The sequence below is a fragment of the Solwaraspora sp. WMMA2101 genome (assembly GCF_049179175.1).
Lineage (GTDB): Bacteria > Actinomycetota > Actinomycetes > Mycobacteriales > Micromonosporaceae > Micromonospora_E.
Genome location: NZ_JBMHMA010000006.1, coordinates 3,374,213 through 3,390,580 on the forward strand (window position 1 = coordinate 3,374,213; position 16,368 = coordinate 3,390,580).

General features: G+C 72.3%; 13 protein-coding genes. 3 read left to right on the plus strand and 10 right to left on the minus strand.

Going from position 1 to position 16,368, the window contains the following annotated elements; genetic code table 11:
• Positions 1-52 precede the first annotated feature (52 nt).
• The 4 genes from ACN28F_RS16175 to ACN28F_RS16190 form a co-directional block, all read right to left on the minus strand.
• Positions 53-976 (minus strand): hydroxymethylglutaryl-CoA lyase, encoded by a 924-nt coding sequence (locus tag ACN28F_RS16175; RefSeq protein ID WP_289208772.1) that lies wholly within the window; start codon positions 974-976, stop codon positions 53-55.
• Between the two features lie 93 nt (positions 977-1,069).
• Complete coding sequence (locus tag ACN28F_RS16180) at positions 1,070-2,419, minus strand: acetyl-CoA carboxylase biotin carboxylase subunit (protein ID WP_421358502.1); 1,350 nt, start codon at positions 2,417-2,419, stop codon at positions 1,070-1,072.
• Positions 2,420-2,484: 65 nt separating this feature from the next.
• Positions 2,485-3,096 carry a TetR/AcrR family transcriptional regulator gene (locus ACN28F_RS16185; protein WP_421358504.1) on the minus strand — a complete coding sequence of 204 codons (612 nt, stop codon included), beginning with the start codon at positions 3,094-3,096 and terminating at the stop codon, positions 2,485-2,487.
• Positions 3,097-3,270: 174 nt separating this feature from the next.
• Entirely contained in the window at positions 3,271-3,822 is a 552-nt protein-coding gene (locus ACN28F_RS16190) for a YbaK/EbsC family protein (protein ID WP_289210777.1), read from the minus strand.
• Between the two features lie 168 nt (positions 3,823-3,990).
• Between ACN28F_RS16190 and ACN28F_RS16195 the strand changes: the two genes are divergently transcribed.
• Positions 3,991-5,571, plus strand: coding sequence for a glycosyltransferase family 2 protein (locus tag ACN28F_RS16195; protein ID WP_421358506.1), 1,581 nt, complete (start codon positions 3,991-3,993; stop codon positions 5,569-5,571).
• Between the two features lie 5 nt (positions 5,572-5,576).
• On the opposite strand, the gene ACN28F_RS16200 is transcribed toward ACN28F_RS16195, so the two are convergent.
• Together ACN28F_RS16200 and ACN28F_RS16205 are read right to left on the minus strand one after the other, a co-directional pair.
• Positions 5,577-6,230, minus strand: coding sequence for a hypothetical protein (locus ACN28F_RS16200; RefSeq protein WP_289208775.1), 654 nt, complete (start codon positions 6,228-6,230; stop codon positions 5,577-5,579).
• Positions 6,227-6,844 (minus strand): SigE family RNA polymerase sigma factor, encoded by a 618-nt coding sequence (locus ACN28F_RS16205; RefSeq protein WP_289208776.1) that lies wholly within the window; start codon positions 6,842-6,844, stop codon positions 6,227-6,229. The genes ACN28F_RS16200 and ACN28F_RS16205 overlap by 4 nt, the downstream gene beginning before the upstream one ends.
• A gap of 238 nt (positions 6,845-7,082) precedes the next feature.
• Between ACN28F_RS16205 and ACN28F_RS16210 the strand changes: the two genes are divergently transcribed.
• Positions 7,083-8,192 carry a glycosyltransferase family 2 protein gene (locus ACN28F_RS16210; protein WP_289208777.1) on the plus strand — a complete coding sequence of 370 codons (1,110 nt, stop codon included), beginning with the start codon at positions 7,083-7,085 and terminating at the stop codon, positions 8,190-8,192.
• A complete protein-coding gene (locus ACN28F_RS16215) occupies positions 8,189-10,186 on the plus strand; it encodes a glycosyltransferase (RefSeq protein WP_289208778.1) in 1,998 nt (665 codons plus the stop codon). The genes ACN28F_RS16210 and ACN28F_RS16215 overlap by 4 nt, the downstream gene beginning before the upstream one ends.
• On the opposite strand, the gene ACN28F_RS16220 is transcribed toward ACN28F_RS16215, so the two are convergent.
• The 4 genes from ACN28F_RS16220 to ACN28F_RS16235 all read right to left on the minus strand — a co-directional run bounded on the left by ACN28F_RS16220 (position 10,110) and on the right by ACN28F_RS16235 (position 16,275).
• Entirely contained in the window at positions 10,110-10,799 is a 690-nt protein-coding gene (locus ACN28F_RS16220; RefSeq protein ID WP_421358508.1) for a DUF5825 family protein, read from the minus strand. The genes ACN28F_RS16215 and ACN28F_RS16220 overlap by 77 nt on opposite strands.
• A gap of 30 nt (positions 10,800-10,829) precedes the next feature.
• Entirely contained in the window at positions 10,830-12,800 is a 1,971-nt protein-coding gene (locus ACN28F_RS16225) for a RiPP maturation radical SAM C-methyltransferase (RefSeq protein ID WP_289208780.1), read from the minus strand.
• A 308-nt stretch (positions 12,801-13,108) separates the two neighbouring features.
• The gene (locus ACN28F_RS16230) at positions 13,109-14,950 is read right to left on the minus strand and encodes an alpha/beta fold hydrolase (protein WP_289208781.1); all 1,842 of its coding nucleotides are present in this window, start codon (positions 14,948-14,950) and stop codon (positions 13,109-13,111) included.
• On the minus strand, positions 14,947-16,275 hold the full coding sequence (locus ACN28F_RS16235) for an MFS transporter (RefSeq protein ID WP_421358509.1): 1,329 nt from the start codon (positions 16,273-16,275) through the stop codon (positions 14,947-14,949). Before ACN28F_RS16235 ends, ACN28F_RS16230 begins: the two co-directional genes overlap by 4 nt.
• Between the last annotated feature and the right edge of the window lie 93 nt (positions 16,276-16,368).

Here is a 16,368-nt window from a genome sequence, read left to right on the forward strand (position 1 = left end):
ACCGCACGACGGTCACCCTCGCGACCCCGACACCCCACCGAACGTAGGCGGGTCAGCTGGTCGGGGTCAGCCGGGTACGGGGCCCGGCGCGCAGCACCCCGGAGGGAAGCTGCCGGCCGACCAGCTCCTCGGCCAGCTCGGCGGCGGCCAGCAGCGCATCCAGGTCGATCCCGGTCTCGACGCCCATGTCGTGCAGCATGTGCACCACCTCCTCGGTGGCCACGTTTCCGCTGGCCCCGGGCGCGTACGGGCAGCCGCCCAGGCCACCGACGCTGGCGTCGAACTCGGTGACCCCCAGCTCCAGGGCGGCCAGCAGGTTCGCCAACGCCGCACCCCGGGTGTTGTGGAAATGCAACAGCACCGGCACGGCGGCCTGCCGGTCGCGCACCGCCGTGACCAGCTCGCGGACCCGGCGCGGGGTCGCCATCCCGGTGGTGTCACCGAACGCGAGCCGGTCCGCCCCGTCGGCCACCACCCGGTCGACGATCCCGGCGACCCGACCAGGTTCGATGTCCCCTTCGTACGGGCAGCCGAAGCTGGTCGCCACGATCACCTCGACGTGTGCCCGCGCGGCATGCAGCAGCGGGATCAGCTCGGCGATGTCGTCGAGGGACTCGGCGGTGCCCCGGTTGACGTTGCGCCGGTTGTGCGTGTCGCTGGCCGACACCACCACCTCGACCTCGGTGAAGCCGGCGTCGATCGCCCGCCGGGCACCGCGCAGGTTCGGCACCAACGCCGAGTAGCGCACGCCGGGGGCACGCCGGGCCCGCTGCCACACCTCGTCGGCGTCGGCCATCTGCGGGATCGCTTTCGGGTGGACGAACGAGACAGCTTCGATCCGGCGTACGCCGGTCGCGGAGAGCGCGTCCAGCAGGCGGACCTTGCCGTCGGTCGGCACCGGCTGCTCGTTCTGCAGGCCGTCGCGGGGGCCGACCTCGCGGATCGACACGGACTCGGGAAGGGGCGTCGTTGCCATCTGCCCAGCATCGCGCGCCCGGGCCGTCCACTCAATGGGATCCGACGAAGGTCACCGATGGGATACCGCGCCGACCGGCGTCGGTGCCGGGCCTCACCGCATCCGGCCGACGATGCCGGTGTCGTAGTCACCGGAGACGAACTCCGGGTGCTCCAGCAGCTCGGCGAAGAACGGCAGGTTGCACTTCGGCCCGGCCACCTCGAAGGCGGCGACCGCCGCCCGGGCGCGGGCGATCGCCTCGGCCCGGTCGGCGCCGGAGACGATCAGTTTGGCCATCAGCGAGTCGTAGAACGGCGTCACGGTGGTGCCGACGGCGTACCCGGAATCGACCCGGACCCCGTCGCCGGTCGGCTCCGTCCAGACGGTGATCGCGCCCGGACCGGGCAGGAAGCGTTTCGGGTCCTCGGCGTTGATCCGCAGCTCGATCGCGTGCCCGCGCGGGGCGAGCGTGTCCGGGTCGAACGTCGGCTCCAGGCCGGCGGCCACCCGCAGCTGCTCCTCGACCAGGTCGACGCCGTAGACCAGCTCGGTCACCGGGTGCTCGACCTGCAGCCGGGTGTTCATCTCCAGGAAGAAGAACTCGCCGGAGGTGGGGTCCAGCAGGCACTCGACCGTGCCGGCGTTGCGGTAGCCGACCGCCTCCCCGGCCCGTACGGCGGCGGCGAGCAGCCCGGCCCGCATCTCGTCGGTGACCGCTGGCGACGGCGACTCCTCCACCAGCTTCTGGTTGCGCCGCTGCACCGAGCACTCCCGCTCGCCGAGGGCGACGACCCGGTCGGTGCCGTCGGCCGTACGCCAGCCGAGGATCTGCACCTCGACGTGGTGTACCCGGGGGAAGTAGCGCTCGATCAGCACGGACCCGTCACCGAACATGCGGGCGGCGAACGCCCGGACCTTGTCGAACTCGGTCCGCAGCGCGTCGGCGTCGGCAGCGACGCCCATGCCCATCCCGCCGCCGCCGGCAGCGGCCTTGACCATCACCGGGTAGCCGATGGTGGCGGCGGCGTCGAGTGCGGCGTCGACGGTTTCGGCGGGCTCGGTGGTGCCGGCGGCGACCGGTACGCCGGCGGCGGACATCAGGTTCCGCGCGTTGATCTTGTCGCCCATCGCCTCGATGGCGTCGCCACCGGGACCGACCCAGATCAGCCCGGCCGCTTGCACCGCGCGGGCGAACTCGGCGTTCTCCGACAGGAACCCGTAGCCGGGGTGGATCGCCTCGGCGCCGCTGCTCCTGGCGGCGGCCAGGATGGCGGCCTGGTCGCGGTAGCTCTGCGCCGGCTGGGCCGGCCCGACGCAGATCGCCTGGTCCGCTTCGGTGACGAAGGGCAGCCCGGCGTCGGCCTCGGAGTGCACGGCGACGGTGCGCACCCCCAGCCGCCGGGCGGTACGGATGATCCGTCGGGCGATCTCGCCCCGGTTCGCCACCAGCAACGACTCGATCATGCTTCTCCTCGCGGTCGTGACACCAGGTGCGGCGGGGCTGCGGTCAGCCCCGTGCAGGGCTGCGGTCAGCCGTGCAGCGCGGCCAGGGTGGCGGCCCGCAGCAGGGCGGCCCGCCGGTCCCGGTCGACCTCGCCACCGAGGAACGGGGTGGAGTTCATCAGGCCGAACGCCGCGTGGGCCAGCACCCGTGCCTCGGCGGCGTCGAGCTCGCGGCGCAGGCCGGTCAGCACCCCGACCCACTCCTCGACGTAGAGCCGCTGCAGTCGGCGGATCCGGCGGCGCGGCTCCTCCGGGAGCCGGTCGAGCTCGTGCAGGTGCAGAGCGATGACCGCCGGGTTGGCCAGGGCGAACTCCACATGGAACTCGATCAGCGAGGCAAGGGCGGCGTCGGCGTCCGTGGAGTTCGCCGCCACCCGGGCCCGCCCGCCGTCGAGCAGTTCCTCGCTGACCGGAATCAGCGCGGCGGCGAGCATCGCCTCCTTGCCGGCGAAATGGTGATATAGGGCCGGACCGGTGACACCGGCGGCGGCACCGATGTCGTCCATCGAGACGCCGTGGTAGCCACGGGCCGCGAAGAGTCCGACCGCGATCTGGAGAATCTCGTCGCGGCGTGACCGTCGACGAGGTGCGACCGTCTCTGCCCCGTCCGCCGTCGTCACCTGCTGATCTACCGTCACCTGGCCAGCCTAACCCTGAATCGATCCCGAGTTGAACGCTCGTTCAGCCATTTCAAGCGCTGCCGGCTGATCCGCCGGTGGTCCACGCTGACCCGGCGCTGATATGTGACGATCACCGTACCGTCAGCGGGGGAATGCGTTCACCCCCGGCGGCCGGCCACGACGGCCTACCGGTCACCCGGCGGCGACCGCCAGGCCGTCGACGACCTGCGCCTGCGGCAGCACCCCCAGGGCCGGACCGGGCAGCACGATCTTGCTGGCCCGGATCCCGGAACCGATCACCACGTGCGGCACCGCCACCACCCGGGCGTCCACCAGGATCGGCCACTGCGGCGGCAGCCCGATCGGTGTGATGCCGCCGTACTCCATGCCGGTCGCCGTCACCGCGTCGGCCATCGGGGCGAAACTGGCCTTACGGACGTCCATCAGCCGCCGGACCACCCCGTTGACGTCGGCGCGGGTGGTGGCCAGCACCATGCACGCCGCGTAGCGGACGACACCGCCCCGTTTACCGGCGATCACCACGCAGTTGGCCGACTCCTCGAGCCCCACCTCGTAGGCGGCGCAGAATGCGGCGGTGTCGGCGAGGTCGGGGGCGATGGCGGCCACAGTGATGTCGTCGACGTCCACCGGGACGTCGGACGACCACTGCTCGATCGCGGCGGACACCGGGTCGGCGACCAGGTCGAGTCGGTTCCGGACCGGTTCGGTCCGCAGTCTGCCCAGCACACCGCCATCATGCACCGGCTTGGCGCTGCCCGCCGACCGGGGTTGGCCGGCCCGGCCGGTACCGTGGATGTGCCGTCACACCGACTTCGTCGGCGACACTGACTCCGTCGACGGCACCGAATCCATCTGTGACACCGACTCCGTCGAGCACACCGAGAGGTGACCGTGGCTGCCCCGAGGGCGAGCGTCGTGGTGCCGGTCTACGACACGCAGGTCTGGTTGCCGGCCGCGTTGGCGTCGATCGACCGGCAACCGCACCGGGCGACGATCGAGGTGATCATCGTCGACGACGGGTCCACCGACGCGTCGGGCGAGATCGCGCAGGACTACGCCCGGCGGTCGACCGGGGTGCGCTACGTCCGGCAGTCCAACGCCGGGCTCGGCGCGGCCCGAAACCATGGGGTACGCCTGGCCACCGGCGACTACCTGGGGTTTCTCGACTCCGACGATCTCTATCCGGACGACGGACTGGACCACCTGATCGCCGTCGCCACTGCGGCGCAGGCACCGATCGCCGTCGGTGACATGCACGGTTTCCCGCCACGACCCAGCCCGCCGTGGCGCGCCGAGATCGTCGGGGCGTCCCGGGTGATCGAATCCGTCGCGCAGGCACCCCTGCTGGTCGGCAACCCGTCGGCCTGCAACAAGGTGTTCGCCCGGGACTTCGTCGCCGACGTCGGTGCCACCTTCACCGAAGGCAGCGCCTTCGAGGACGTCCTGTTCACCCTGCCGCTGCTGCTGCGCGCTCCGCGTACCGTGCTCAGCCCCCAGCTGGTCTACCTGTACCGCCAGCGCGGCAACGGCTCCTCGATCATGGACAGCCGGTTCCAGCCGGCCAAGATCCTGCAACACCTGACGATCATCGAACGACTCGTCGCCGACCTCGACGGCGTCGACCCGGCGAGCCTGCCGGCGGTGCGCCGGTGGGTCGCGTACATGCAGCTCAGCTACGCCCGCCGGGCCGCCGTGAACCTCGACGACGCGCAGCTGGCCGACTTCACCCGCCGGATGTCGACACTGCTCGCCGACATCGCCGTCCCGGTAGCCGCCGAGTTCGTCGGGGATCCGGCCGCCGGGCTGCGGGCGGTCGCGCTCTACGAAGGACAACCCGATGCGGTACGCCGACCGCGCCACGACGGCCCGGTCCGGCTGCACGGCGGACAGCTGCACCTCGACCATCCCCACTTCGACCGTTACCGGGAGCTGCTGCGGGTGCCCCGGCCCACGGTCGCGGTGCACCGCGTCCGCCGAGGCGACCCGGTAACCGGCGAGTCCGTCCGGCTGACCGGCCACTGCGCCCTGCCCGGTCCCGGCGGCGCACCCGGCAGGGTGCGCGACGACCTGCTGCTGGAGGTGGGCGACACCCGGCTACGGCTGCCGCTGGTGGTCGCCGACGGTGACCCCGACCGGCTGCGCTGGCAGGTCGACCTGCCGCTCGACGGGCTGCCCCGGGGGCGCTACGCGCTGCGCGTGGTGGCCCGCGACGGCGGTGCCGAGCTGGTCCTGCCGCCGGCGGGTGGGACACCGGGCACCCGGGCCGCGCTCACCACCCGGGGCCGGGCGGTGTGGGTCGCGCCCGGCCGCCGTGGCCTGCGGCTGGTGGTCACCGACCCGCTGGTCACCGCAGCAGCGACCCCGGCCCGGTGGACCCGACTGGCCCGGCACCGGGCCGAACGTGCGGCCCGGCAGGGCGTGCGGGCCGCGCGGCACGGCCGGCAACACCTGCGTCGGCTCACCGGACGCTGAGCCGGTCATCCGGCCAGGGCGGTGGCCATCTGGTCCAGGGTTCGGATGACCGCCGGCACGGAGCCGGGATCCGGCAGGCTCAGCGTGGCGACCGTGTCGCCGTGGCGGACCGCCAGGAAGTAGGAGACGGTCGGCGCGGACTGCGGATGGTCGATGCGGCCCCGGACCAGCAACGCAGCCTCCCGCTCGGGGTCGAGCAGCTCGAACGTGATGGTGCCGGGCCCGAACCGGTACGTCGGGCAGGTCCGTACCACCTGCTCGGCGTCGGCGATCGCCCGCGCCGCCCAGTCCGGCTGGAACACCTCGACGACGGCGAGCGCCAGCCCGGTGGCGGTCGGGTGGTGGTAGCGCCGTTGCGCGGCGGCTACCCGGTGCAACTGCGCGGGATAGTCCGCGTCGCGGTAGGTCGGGCAGTCGTCCTGGGCCCAGGGCCAGCGGGGCACCCCGAGCTGTCGTGGCTGGTACGACCAGCCGGGACCGAGCGCGGTGGGGGCGACGAACCAGGTGTCGCGTACCGCCGGGGTGGTGGTGCCGCCGGCGGCCCCTGCGGCCGGCGCGGAGCCGGCACCCGACGCGGCCCCGCTGTCCGGCGTCGCGCATCCGGTGATCAGCAGGGTGGCCACCAGCACCGCCCCGACGAGCCGGGCCGGCGGTGTCACGACTCCTCGACCAGCAGGTCGGCGCGGCTGTCACCGAGCAGCTCCCGCAGCCGGGCGAGGGACCGTCGGCTCTGGGTCTTGACCACCGACACCGACACGCCCAACGTCTCCGCCACCGTCTCCACGCTCTGGTCCTCCCAGTAGCGCAGCACCACGATCGCCCGATCGCGTGGCGGCAGGCAGCCGAGCGCGTCGATCATGGTGAGCCGCAGTGCGGGCTGCTCCGGCCGGGCCGGGTCACTGTCGAGCGCCGGCCCGGGCACCACCAGTTCCTGACCGCTGAGCCGGCGACGGTGGTCCAGCACCACCCGCAGCAACACCTTGCGGCTGTAGGCGTCGATGTTGTCGGCCCGCACCACCCGCGACCACGCCGCGTACATCTTCGCCAGGGCGGTCTGGGTGAAATCCTGTGCCAGATGCCAGTCCCGGCACATCAGGTAGGCGGTCCGACGCAGCCGGGGCGCGGCCGCCTCGGCGAACGCCACGAACTCCTCGTCCGAGGCGTCGGCCGACGTACCCGCCGACGACCGGACCCGGGCCGCCGCTTGGTCCACGGCCGGCCGTGGCTTGCCCACCAGCGGCGCCGGCAGCGTCACCTCAACCGCGCCGTACACACTGCACCCTCATGCCTGGGCACCCCTCCCCGGTGTGGTTCCTCGGTGTCCGCCCCCGCAGACATAGACGTCGCACCGTCGGAAGAAGGTGACAGGCCTAGGGTTCTGCCTGACGTTCACTCTCCGCTCGCTGCCTGTTAGCTTTGCGATAGGGCCCCCTTCCCCTGCCCGGCGGATGCTGTCCGCCCACCGGCCGACTCCTGCGCCGGACCGACGGTATGGAAGGCGAGCTTCTCCGATGGCCCTGTTGAGCCTGATCATCCCGGTCTACCGGGTCGAGAAGTACCTCGCCGCCTGCCTCGACTCGATCCTCGACCAGCAGTGCGACGAGGTGGAGATCGTCGCCGTCGACGACGCCTCCGACGACCGGTCGGGCGCGATCCTGGCCGAGTACGCGCAGCGCCACCGGCAGATCACGGTGGTCACGATGGACCGCAACTCGGGGCTGGGCGCCGCCCGCAACGCCGGGATCGCCCACGCCAGCGGGCGCTACGTCTGGTGTGTCGACAGTGACGACTGGCTGCCGGCCGGGTCGCTCGCGGCGGTGGTCGAACGGCTCCGCCGGACCGACCCGGAGATCCTGATCACCGGGTACGCGCGGGTGTACCCCGACGGCCGGGCCGAGGAGCACCCGGTCACCGACATCGCGCCGGGGCGGCAGTTGCCGGCGGTCTTCTCCTTCGCCGACGAGCCGGGTCTGCTCGACGTCCTGTGGATCGCCTGCAACAAGATCGTCGATCGGGAGTGGCTGGCCGGGACCGGCATCACCTTCCAGTCCGGCTGGTACGAGGACGTGTCGTCCGTGATCCCGCTGATGGTCGCCGCCGACCGGATCGCCGTACTGGACCGGGACTGCTACGCGTACCGGCAGCACCACGACGGCGCGATCACCCGTACCGTCAGTGACCGCCACTTCGAGGTGTTCGACCAGTGGCAGCGGGTCTTCACCTACCTCGACTCCGACCCTGGCCGGGCCGCACCGGTCCGGTCGTTGATCTTCGGCCGGATGATCTGGCACTGCCTGCAGGTGCTCGGCCACCCGCACCGGGTGCCCCGGTCCAGCCGGCGGCGCTACTTCCGCGGCACCGCCGCGCTGTACCGCCGGTACCGGCCCGGCGGCGCCTACCCGGTGCCGGGCGGCGCCAACGAGGCGGTCAAGCACCGGCTCGTCGCGGCGAACGCCTATCCTCTGTACGAACTGCTGATGGCCTGCTGGCTGGTGCGGAAACGGCTGTTCGGCTCCCCTGCCCGGGGGATGGCCGCCGCCACGCGACCACGACCTGCGGCGATGACCGGTGCCGGGGCCGGAGCCGGTGGCGGGCAGAACCGGGAGGAGACCCTCAGGTGACACGTGGTGCCGGATCCGACACCAGCGGGCCGGCCGGCGTCGAGGTCACCTGGCGACTACGCGGGCTCGCCCCGCCGCGTCCCGCCGAGCGGCTCGGCCGCGCCGTGGGCCTGCGGGTGCTGCGCGTACCCGGGACCGGGCAGGCCCTCGTCGTCGCCGGCACCGTGGACCGGCTCCGCGACCTGACCCACCATCCGGCCGCCGGCTCGCCGGTACGGTCGGTGACCGTGGTCGTCGCCTGGTGGCGGTCCCCCCGGGTCGGCTGGGGCGGTACGGTCGGCATGCTGCCGCGACTGCGCCGGCACCGGGTGGGGCTGCCCCGGCTGCGTCGGGGCGCGGCCACCGTCCGGCTCGCCGTCGCCGCCCCGGTGGCGCTGCGCGATGCCGTACGGTCGGCGCTGAACGCCCTGGACGGTGCCCGGCCGATGCCGGCCCCCGGCAGCCCGGACGTCACCGGCGTCGTCCCCGCCCGCAGCGGCGGCAGGGCCGGTGGCCGCAGCGGCGGTGGGCCGGCGTTCCTGTCGGCGACCGCGACCGTCACCACCGGTGAACTCACCGCCCGTGACGAGATCCGCGCCCACGACCTGGTCGTCACGCCGGCAGCGGTGGCGCCCCGACCCGACGACGCCGGCACCGTGCTGGCTGGCACCGTGCTGGCCGGTAGCGGACACCGCGTCACCGTCACCGAGGGTGCGCCGATGGTGCTCGTCGACGCCACCCGGATCAACCCACGGGGCCGACCAGTGACGGCGTACCGGTCTTCGGCGCCCGAGGCCACCCTGGAGTTCGCCCGGGGCGGCCGGTCGGCGGCCCGGTTCCGCGCCGACCCGGCCACCGGGCCGGCCGGTGGCCGCACCCTGCAGGGGGCGTTGACCGGGCCCGGCCTGGACGCGACCGCGCTCGCCGCGCTGCGCCAGGTCCGCGCGGTGCACTGCCGACTGGTGCCGGGCGAACACCCGGCGCAGACCGCCGGGCTGCTGGTGCAGATCGCCGCCACCGGGGTGCTGCTGCACGCCCCGGTGCTGCCACCGGCCGTCGCCGACCTGCTCGACCCGGACCTGCGGGCACTGGTGAGCACACCGCCGCCGACCCCCGACCACGACGACCCGGCCGGCACCGCGCTGGCCGTCGAGGCGCGCAGCGTACGGCAGCGCCGGGCCGCGCTGCGCGGGCACGCCGCCGGGCTGCGGCTACCCGCCCTGGCCACCGGCGGGCTGCCGGTACTCGGCCAGCCACCCTCGGTCAGCGCGATCCTGGTCACCCGCCGGGCGGAGCTGGTGCCGGTGGCGCTGGCCGCGATCGCCGCGCAGACCTACCCGGAGTTGGAGATCGTCCTCGGGCTGCACGGCATCGACCTGCCCGAGCCGGCCCGGCGGATGCTGTCCGACTGCGGCCGCCCGTTCGAGGTGGTCCGACTGCCGGCCAGCGCCGACTTCGGCGCGGCGCTCGGCGCGGTGACCCGGCGCGCCCGGGGCACCCTGGTCACCAAGTTCGACGACGACGACAGCTACGGCGTCGAACACGTCTGGGACCTGGTCCTGGCCCGGCACTACTCCGGCGCGGTGCTGGTCGGCAAGGGTGCCGAACTCGTCCACCTGGAACGTGAAGGGGTCACCCTGCGCCGCAGCTCCGGGGTGCCCGAAGCGTACGGCGACGTGGTGGCCGGCGGCACGATGCTGCTCGCCAAGGGCGATCTGGAGGCCGTCGGCGGGTGGCGCCCGGTGCCCCGCTCGGTCGACCTCGGCCTGATCGAGCGGCTGCGCGCGGCGGGGGCGAGCGTCTACCGCACCCACCCGCTCGGCTACCTGTACCACCGCCGACCCACCGGGCACACCTGGGATCCGGGCGAGGCGTACTTCGTGGACAGTGCGTACGCCCGCTGGCCCGGGGTGCCGCCGGACGCGATGGCCGACCCGGTCAGATCACCATCGACGGCAGCGGCCAGCGACGCAGCCGGTGCGGCAGCCACACCAACTGGTCCCCCACCTTCGTGACCAGGCCCTCCTCCCCGAACTCGCGGGCGATGTCGATGTCCACGCCGGTGACCGGTGCGCCGTCGACCAGTTGCGCCAACACGGCAAGGTAGGCCGGGTCGTCGATGGTCAGCAGGTTCAGCTGACCGGTGCGCCGGTCCCGTACCTGCACGAAACCCGGGCCCTGGCGGTAGGTGCACTTGTCGAAGTAGAAGGCGTCCCGCCAGGCGGTGGTGGCCGCCGCCGACGTCGCGGCGTCGGCCCCGACCAACTCGACGGCGACCGGCGGGCGCAGGTGCCCGTACACCCGCCACAGGTCGTCGTCGCCGCCGGGCAGCCGCACCGACCAGTCGATCTCGATGGCGTGGCTGGTCGCCTCCCGGACCAGCACGAGTCGGCGTACCGCGTCGGCCGCCGCCGCCGGATCGGCCACGGTGAGATCGACGACGCCGGGCAGGACGAGCTTGCGGACACCGTCGGCGTGCCAGTCGGCGACGGCGTCACCGACCGGCCCGGTCACTTCGGCCGGGCCGAGGTCGATGCCGGGGATGTCGGCCACCGCCGGATCGTGGTCGCGGTGCCGCCGTACGGTGATCGGCCGGGACGGCCCGGCGGCGACGGGGGTGGTGGTCAACGGGCTGCTCCTGTCAGATGGCGGTTCCGGTCAGACGGCGGTGAGCGCGGGCACGGGCTCCGGCGCGGCGTTACCGGCGGCCCCGACGGCGTCGGCGGACGCTGCCTCTTCCTGCGCGGCGGCCCGCTCCTGATGCAGGTGGTCGATCCGGATCAGCTCCTGGTTCATCGCCCTGGGGGCGATCTGGATGAACTGGTCCGCGTCGGCGAAGACGATGCCGAGTTCCCGCCAGCGGGCCAGCAGTGCGGCGACGGCCGGCTCCGGTACGTCGATGCGCCGGGCCAGTGAGGCGACGCTGTGCGGCTGGTCCAGTTGGCGGAACGCGGCGATCTCGGCCGGGTCGGTCAGCCGCAGTACGTGCCAGTCGAAGTGCCGGCGCTGGCTGACCAGCACGATCTCGTCGCCGAGGTCGTGGTGGGTGAGTCGGCTGCGGGCGTACTCGTGCTGCCAGTGGGTGACGGCCCGGTCCAGCTCGTCGCCGACGTCGTCGCCGATGCCCTGGGTCGGGGTGTCGAAAATGTATGCGAGGTCCATCAGCTCGGATTCGGGCAGGTCGTAGATGAGCCGGTACTGGGCGGCCGGGCGCAGGTCGGTGAAGCCGAGCGCCGGGTTGACGAAGTACGGGCTGAACCGTTCGATGGCGATCCGGGTGCTGCCGTCGGCCGGGCACAGGTGGTGCAGGGCCGGCATCTGCTCGATGATCGACCGGTAGTCGGCGTCGGTTTCGCCGGGGAAGCCGTACAGGTAGTTCCAGGCGATGGTGATGCCGCTGGTCTCGGCGTCGCGCAGCATCCGCACGTTGAGGCAGCCGGTCACCCCCTTGTCCATGATCTTGAGTACCCGGCTGTTCAGGTTCTCGATGCCGGGCTGCACGCTGACCAGGCCGGCGTCGGCCAGCGCCTGCACCTGCGGGCCGCGCATGTTCGACTTGATCTCGTACTGCAGCCGCAGGTCGTAGCCGGACTCGGCCAGTCGGGGCAGCAGCGAGGTCACGTAGCTCATGTCGAGGATGTTGTCGACGACGAACATGTCCAGCACCTGGTGCCGCTGCACCAGGTCGATGATCTCGTCGTAGAACCGCCCCGGATGCTTGCTGCGGAACTGCATGAACGACCCGTTGAGGCCGCAGAAGGTGCAGTGGTGCTTCTCGCCCCACCAGCAGCCCCGGGCGCCTTCGACGACCAGCCGGGGTTCGACCCAGTGGTTGGCCCGGGAGCTGGCCAGCCGCTCGAAGTAGCCGGTGTAGTCGGGGCTGACGATCTCGGCGGGGGGCAGCGGGGCGGTGCTCATCGGGTTGGCCACGTGCCGTCCGGCGGCGTCGGCCCAGCAGAGACCTTCGATCCCGGCCAGGTCGGGCCGACTGTCGGTGTCGATGCCTGTGTCGGTGTCGCGCAGGGCGGTCAGCAGCTTCGGGAACGCCGCCTCGCCTTCGCCGCGTACCACGTAGTCGATGAAGGAGAAGTTGCGGTGCATCGCCGCGCCCTGCTCGCCGTCGCAGTTGGCGCCGCCGAGCACGGTACGGATCCGCGGGTCGAGCCGCTTGACCGCCCGCGCGGTGGCCAGGGCGGCGGCGTTCTGCTGGAACGTCGAGGTGAACCCGACGATGTCCGGCTGCCGCTCGACGATCCGGGCGGCCACCTCGGCGACGAACTCGGGCACCGTACGGTGCAGCTCCAGGTTGCGGGTGAGGTCCCGTTCGGACATCTGGCCCTGCACCCGGGTGACGAACTCGTCGACCCGCCACTGCGGATCGTCGTAGAGCGCGGAGGAGAAGACCCAGTCGCCGCAGCCGGAGAAGTAGGTGAACAGCGAATAGTAGTAGTAGTCGCTCAGGCCGAACTCGGTGCGCTCGACCACCCAGTCGACGAAGTCGAGGTTGGCGTGCATCACGTCGACCTGCGCGTCCGGCACCTTCTGGCGGACGCTGTTGGTGAGGATGCCCAACGCCAGCGACGGGACATCGATCGATGACCACGGCATGTTGACCAGCAGGATCCGCATGTGCCCTTCTTCTCCTCGTCGGACTTGTTTCGATCGCACCAAGGTGTGGTGGGACTCGCGTGCGGTGGGACTCGCTCGCGCAGTGGATGGAGGCGGTCGGTCGCGCCGGCAGACAGCGGTGGTCCGCCCGCCTCCACCCCGTACGGCCGGATCAGAACTTGATCTTGACCGTGACCGTGACCTGGACGCCCGCGCTGCGAAGCTGGTCGCGGTTGCCGTTGATCGGGTCGTTCTCGACAACGTTCTTCCGCATGCCGTTCACCTCCTCTCCGATCGACGATGGACCTGTCAACGTGCGGAAACGCGGGTCAACCGACCGGCCTGGCCATCGCAAGCGCGACCGGGGTCCCCTCCTCCTGCACGCCGTCGAAGTGCCGCTGCATGAACAGCAGCACGGTCTGCGTCAACGCGAGATGGCTGTGCGCGTCGAAGTCGTCGTGCCCGGCCCGCCGCCGGACCACCTGGTGCGGCACCCGCCGCGCCGCGAGCAGACCCGCGTACCGCTCCACCGGCTCCGGCGGGCAGCGCACGTCGTCGCTGGAGACAGCGAGCAGCACCGGCGCCCGGACCTGGTCGACGTAGGTCACCGGGGACGACCGGGCGTACGCCTGCGGCACCTGCTGCGGGCTGCCGCCAAACAACGTCACGTCCAGCGCCTGGACCGCCGGCGAGGCGGCGTGGAACGCGGCGACGTAGTCGGCGACCGGGCTGATCGCCACCCCCAACCGCCACAGCTGCGGCTGCACACCGAGGGCCAGCAGCGTCAGGTAGCCGCCCCACGACGTACCCCACAGGGCGACCCGGCCGGACTCGATCGCGCCGGCCGCGACCAGGTGTTCGCGGACCGCCGCGAGGTCGGCGATCTGGGTCAGCCCGACCCCGTCGCTGAAGTCGTTGCGCCACGCCGAGCCGTACCCGCTGGACCCCCGGTAGTTGACCCGCACCACCGCGCATCCGGTGCTGGCCAGCACCTCCACCAGCGGGTCGTACGCGTCCCGGGCGTGCTGGGACGGCCCACCATGGACCAGGAAGACGGCCGGATGGGTGGCACGACCGTCGTTCGGCACGGTCAGCAGGACGTGGATCCGTCCGCCCGGACCCGGCACCCACAGCTCCTGGCGGGTGTTGTCGTCGACCGGCACCGCCGCCGCGGCCGGATCCGACTGCGCGCCGCTGTCCGGCAACCGCACCCCGCTGTCCGGCAACCGCACCCCGCTCGCCGACCGCAGCTGAGGGGGCGTCAGCGAATCCGTCCAGATATAGACGAGCTCGCCGTCGGGCCAGACCGCCGCGTCGAGCACGCTGCCCGCCGGGGTCGGCGACACCACACTGGTACGGGCGGTGAGGTCCGCCTCGTGCAGCACCGTCCGCGCGTACCGGTCCTGCCGGATCAGGATCCGCCGACCGTCCGGGAACCAGCTCGCGGTGATCTCGGTGTCGTACCAGCACCATTCGTACGTGGTCAGTCCGCCGTCGGCGGTCCAGGTCGCCGGGAAGTAGCGTCCGTCGGACTCGACCACCAGCAGCAACCGCGCCTCGCCTCCGCCGGGCGCGAAGCCCAGCGCCCAGACCCGCCGACTGGTGCGGCCGGCGATCCGGCTGACCGGCGTACCGTCGCGGTCCAGGACGGTGACCGCGTCGGGGGCCGCCGCGTCGGTGCCGACCACGGCGAGGTCACCGGCCGGATCCAGGTCGACCAGGTACGCGTACCCGTCGATCCGGGTCACCTCGGTGATCCGGCCGTGCGGCTGGCGGCGGTGCAGCGTCAGACCGTCGTCGTCGGCGAGCCCGACCAGGGCCGTCCCGTCGTCGGCCATCGCGATGCCCGCGTGCCGGGCGGGCGCCACCCCGGGCAGCGCCGGCGTCGTGGCGAAGCTGGTGGTGGGGCCGTCGGGAAAATCGGTGGTACGCCAGACACCGACCCCGGCCAGGTCGTCGTCGAACCACCACACCGTTTCACCGGCCGGGTCGAGCGCAGCCCGGATCGTGCCGGTCGGCCGGTCGGTCAGCTGCGTCAGGGCACCGGCCCGGCGGTCCCAGGCGAAGATCTGGCACCGCCCGTCGGCGTCACCGACGTACACCAGCCGGTGCGGTGCGTGTTCGGCGACGACCGGCAGCGCCGGGTAGAACAGCCGGTACTCGCGACTCATCGACGTGCCTCCTCGACCTGTGACTCCGGCTTGGGCTCTGCCTCGGACTCTGGGCCCGACGACGGCTCGGGCCCGGGGGGCGGTTCGCTCCCGTCCTCGCCCTCTTCCGTGCCGGCACGCAGATGCCGCAGGCTGGCGGTGGTGTAGACGGCCAGCAGGGCCAGCAGGGCGGCGAACACCAGCGCCACGGCCGACGGGCTGTACCACGCCACCAGCAGCCCGGCGAGCAGCGGCGCCGGGGTCTGCAGCACCTCCCCGGCGGTGCCCATCACGGTGCCGACCCGGCCCTGCAGCTCGTCCGGGGTCAACGCGATGACCCGGGACTGGAAGATCACCCCGAGCAGCGGGCTGAGCAGGAACACCAGGCCGAACAGCAGGCCGTACGTCCAGGCCTGCCGAGCCTGTGACATGGCGACGACCAGGGCCACCATCGCCCATGACGAGACGACGATGACGGTCATCGGTCGGACCCGGGCGAACACGGCCGGCGCTGCCAACGCGCCGGTGAGGCCGCCGATGCTGGCGACGGCGAGAATGAGCCCGATCGACGCGGCCGGAGCGCCCTGCTGGCCAGAAGTCAGAATTGCGTAGTAGATCAGTGCGCCGAAAGTGAAGTTGATGGCGGCGGCCCAGATGGTGACGAATCTCAAGAATGGCTGCTGCCAGACGAAACGCAACCCGTTCCGCAGATCAGCGAGAAATGACGTACGTTCCGCGCGCACCGGTGTGAGGTCGGTACGAATTGCCGACACCAGACAGGCGGAGACGACGTAGGAAACCGCATCCACCAGAAATGGCACCCATCGCCCGAGCTGGTAGAGCGCACCGCCGATCACCGGCCCGACGACCTGTACGGCGTGATTGCGCGCCTCCAGCCGGGACAGGGCCAGCTTGTCGTCGGCAGGGAGGACCCGCCGGATGGACCCGGCACCGGCGGCCTCGTACCCGCTCTGTGCGACGCCTTCCACGAACGCCGCACCGGCCAGCAATGCCAGGGTGACCGCGCCGACGGCGACCCCGGCGAACAGAGTCGCCATCACCACGGCCGCCACCACCAACGAAACGACCATCATCTGCTTGCGTGGCAGCCGGTCGGCCAGGACGCCGGCCACCGGAGCGGCGGCCAGCCGGCCGGCCAGCGCGAGCGCGCCGACGAGTCCGGCGGCTGCCGGCGACCCGGTGACCGCCAGCGTCACCAACGGGAACACGATCCCCGATGTCTGAGATCCCAGTTGATCGACCGCACCAGCGATCCAGTACAGACGGAAATCTCTTCTTCGCGTTGCTTCAGCTGCCGTCACATTCGGCGTCGAGGACGCGTGCATCAGATAGACCAAATCATCGGCGTCAGTGTCCCAGATCGTTGATTGAGACTTTCCCTACGAACGCTGATCAGGCGCATTCAATCGACTGGCCGC

Coding starts and splice junctions, on each gene's coding strand:
- ACN28F_RS16175 (WP_289208772.1), bottom strand. CDS start 976: ATGGCAACGACGCCCCTTCCCGAGTCCGTGTCGATCCGCGAGGTCGGC.
- ACN28F_RS16180 (WP_421358502.1), bottom strand. CDS start 2,419: ATGATCGAGTCGTTGCTGGTGGCGAACCGGGGCGAGATCGCCCGACGG.
- ACN28F_RS16210 (WP_289208777.1), top strand. CDS start 7,083: ATGGCCCTGTTGAGCCTGATCATCCCGGTCTACCGGGTCGAGAAGTAC.
- ACN28F_RS16225 (WP_289208780.1), bottom strand. CDS start 12,800: ATGCGGATCCTGCTGGTCAACATGCCGTGGTCATCGATCGATGTCCCG.
- ACN28F_RS16230 (WP_289208781.1), bottom strand. CDS start 14,950: ATGAGTCGCGAGTACCGGCTGTTCTACCCGGCGCTGCCGGTCGTCGCC.
- ACN28F_RS16235 (WP_421358509.1), bottom strand. CDS start 16,275: ATGCACGCGTCCTCGACGCCGAATGTGACGGCAGCTGAAGCAACGCGA.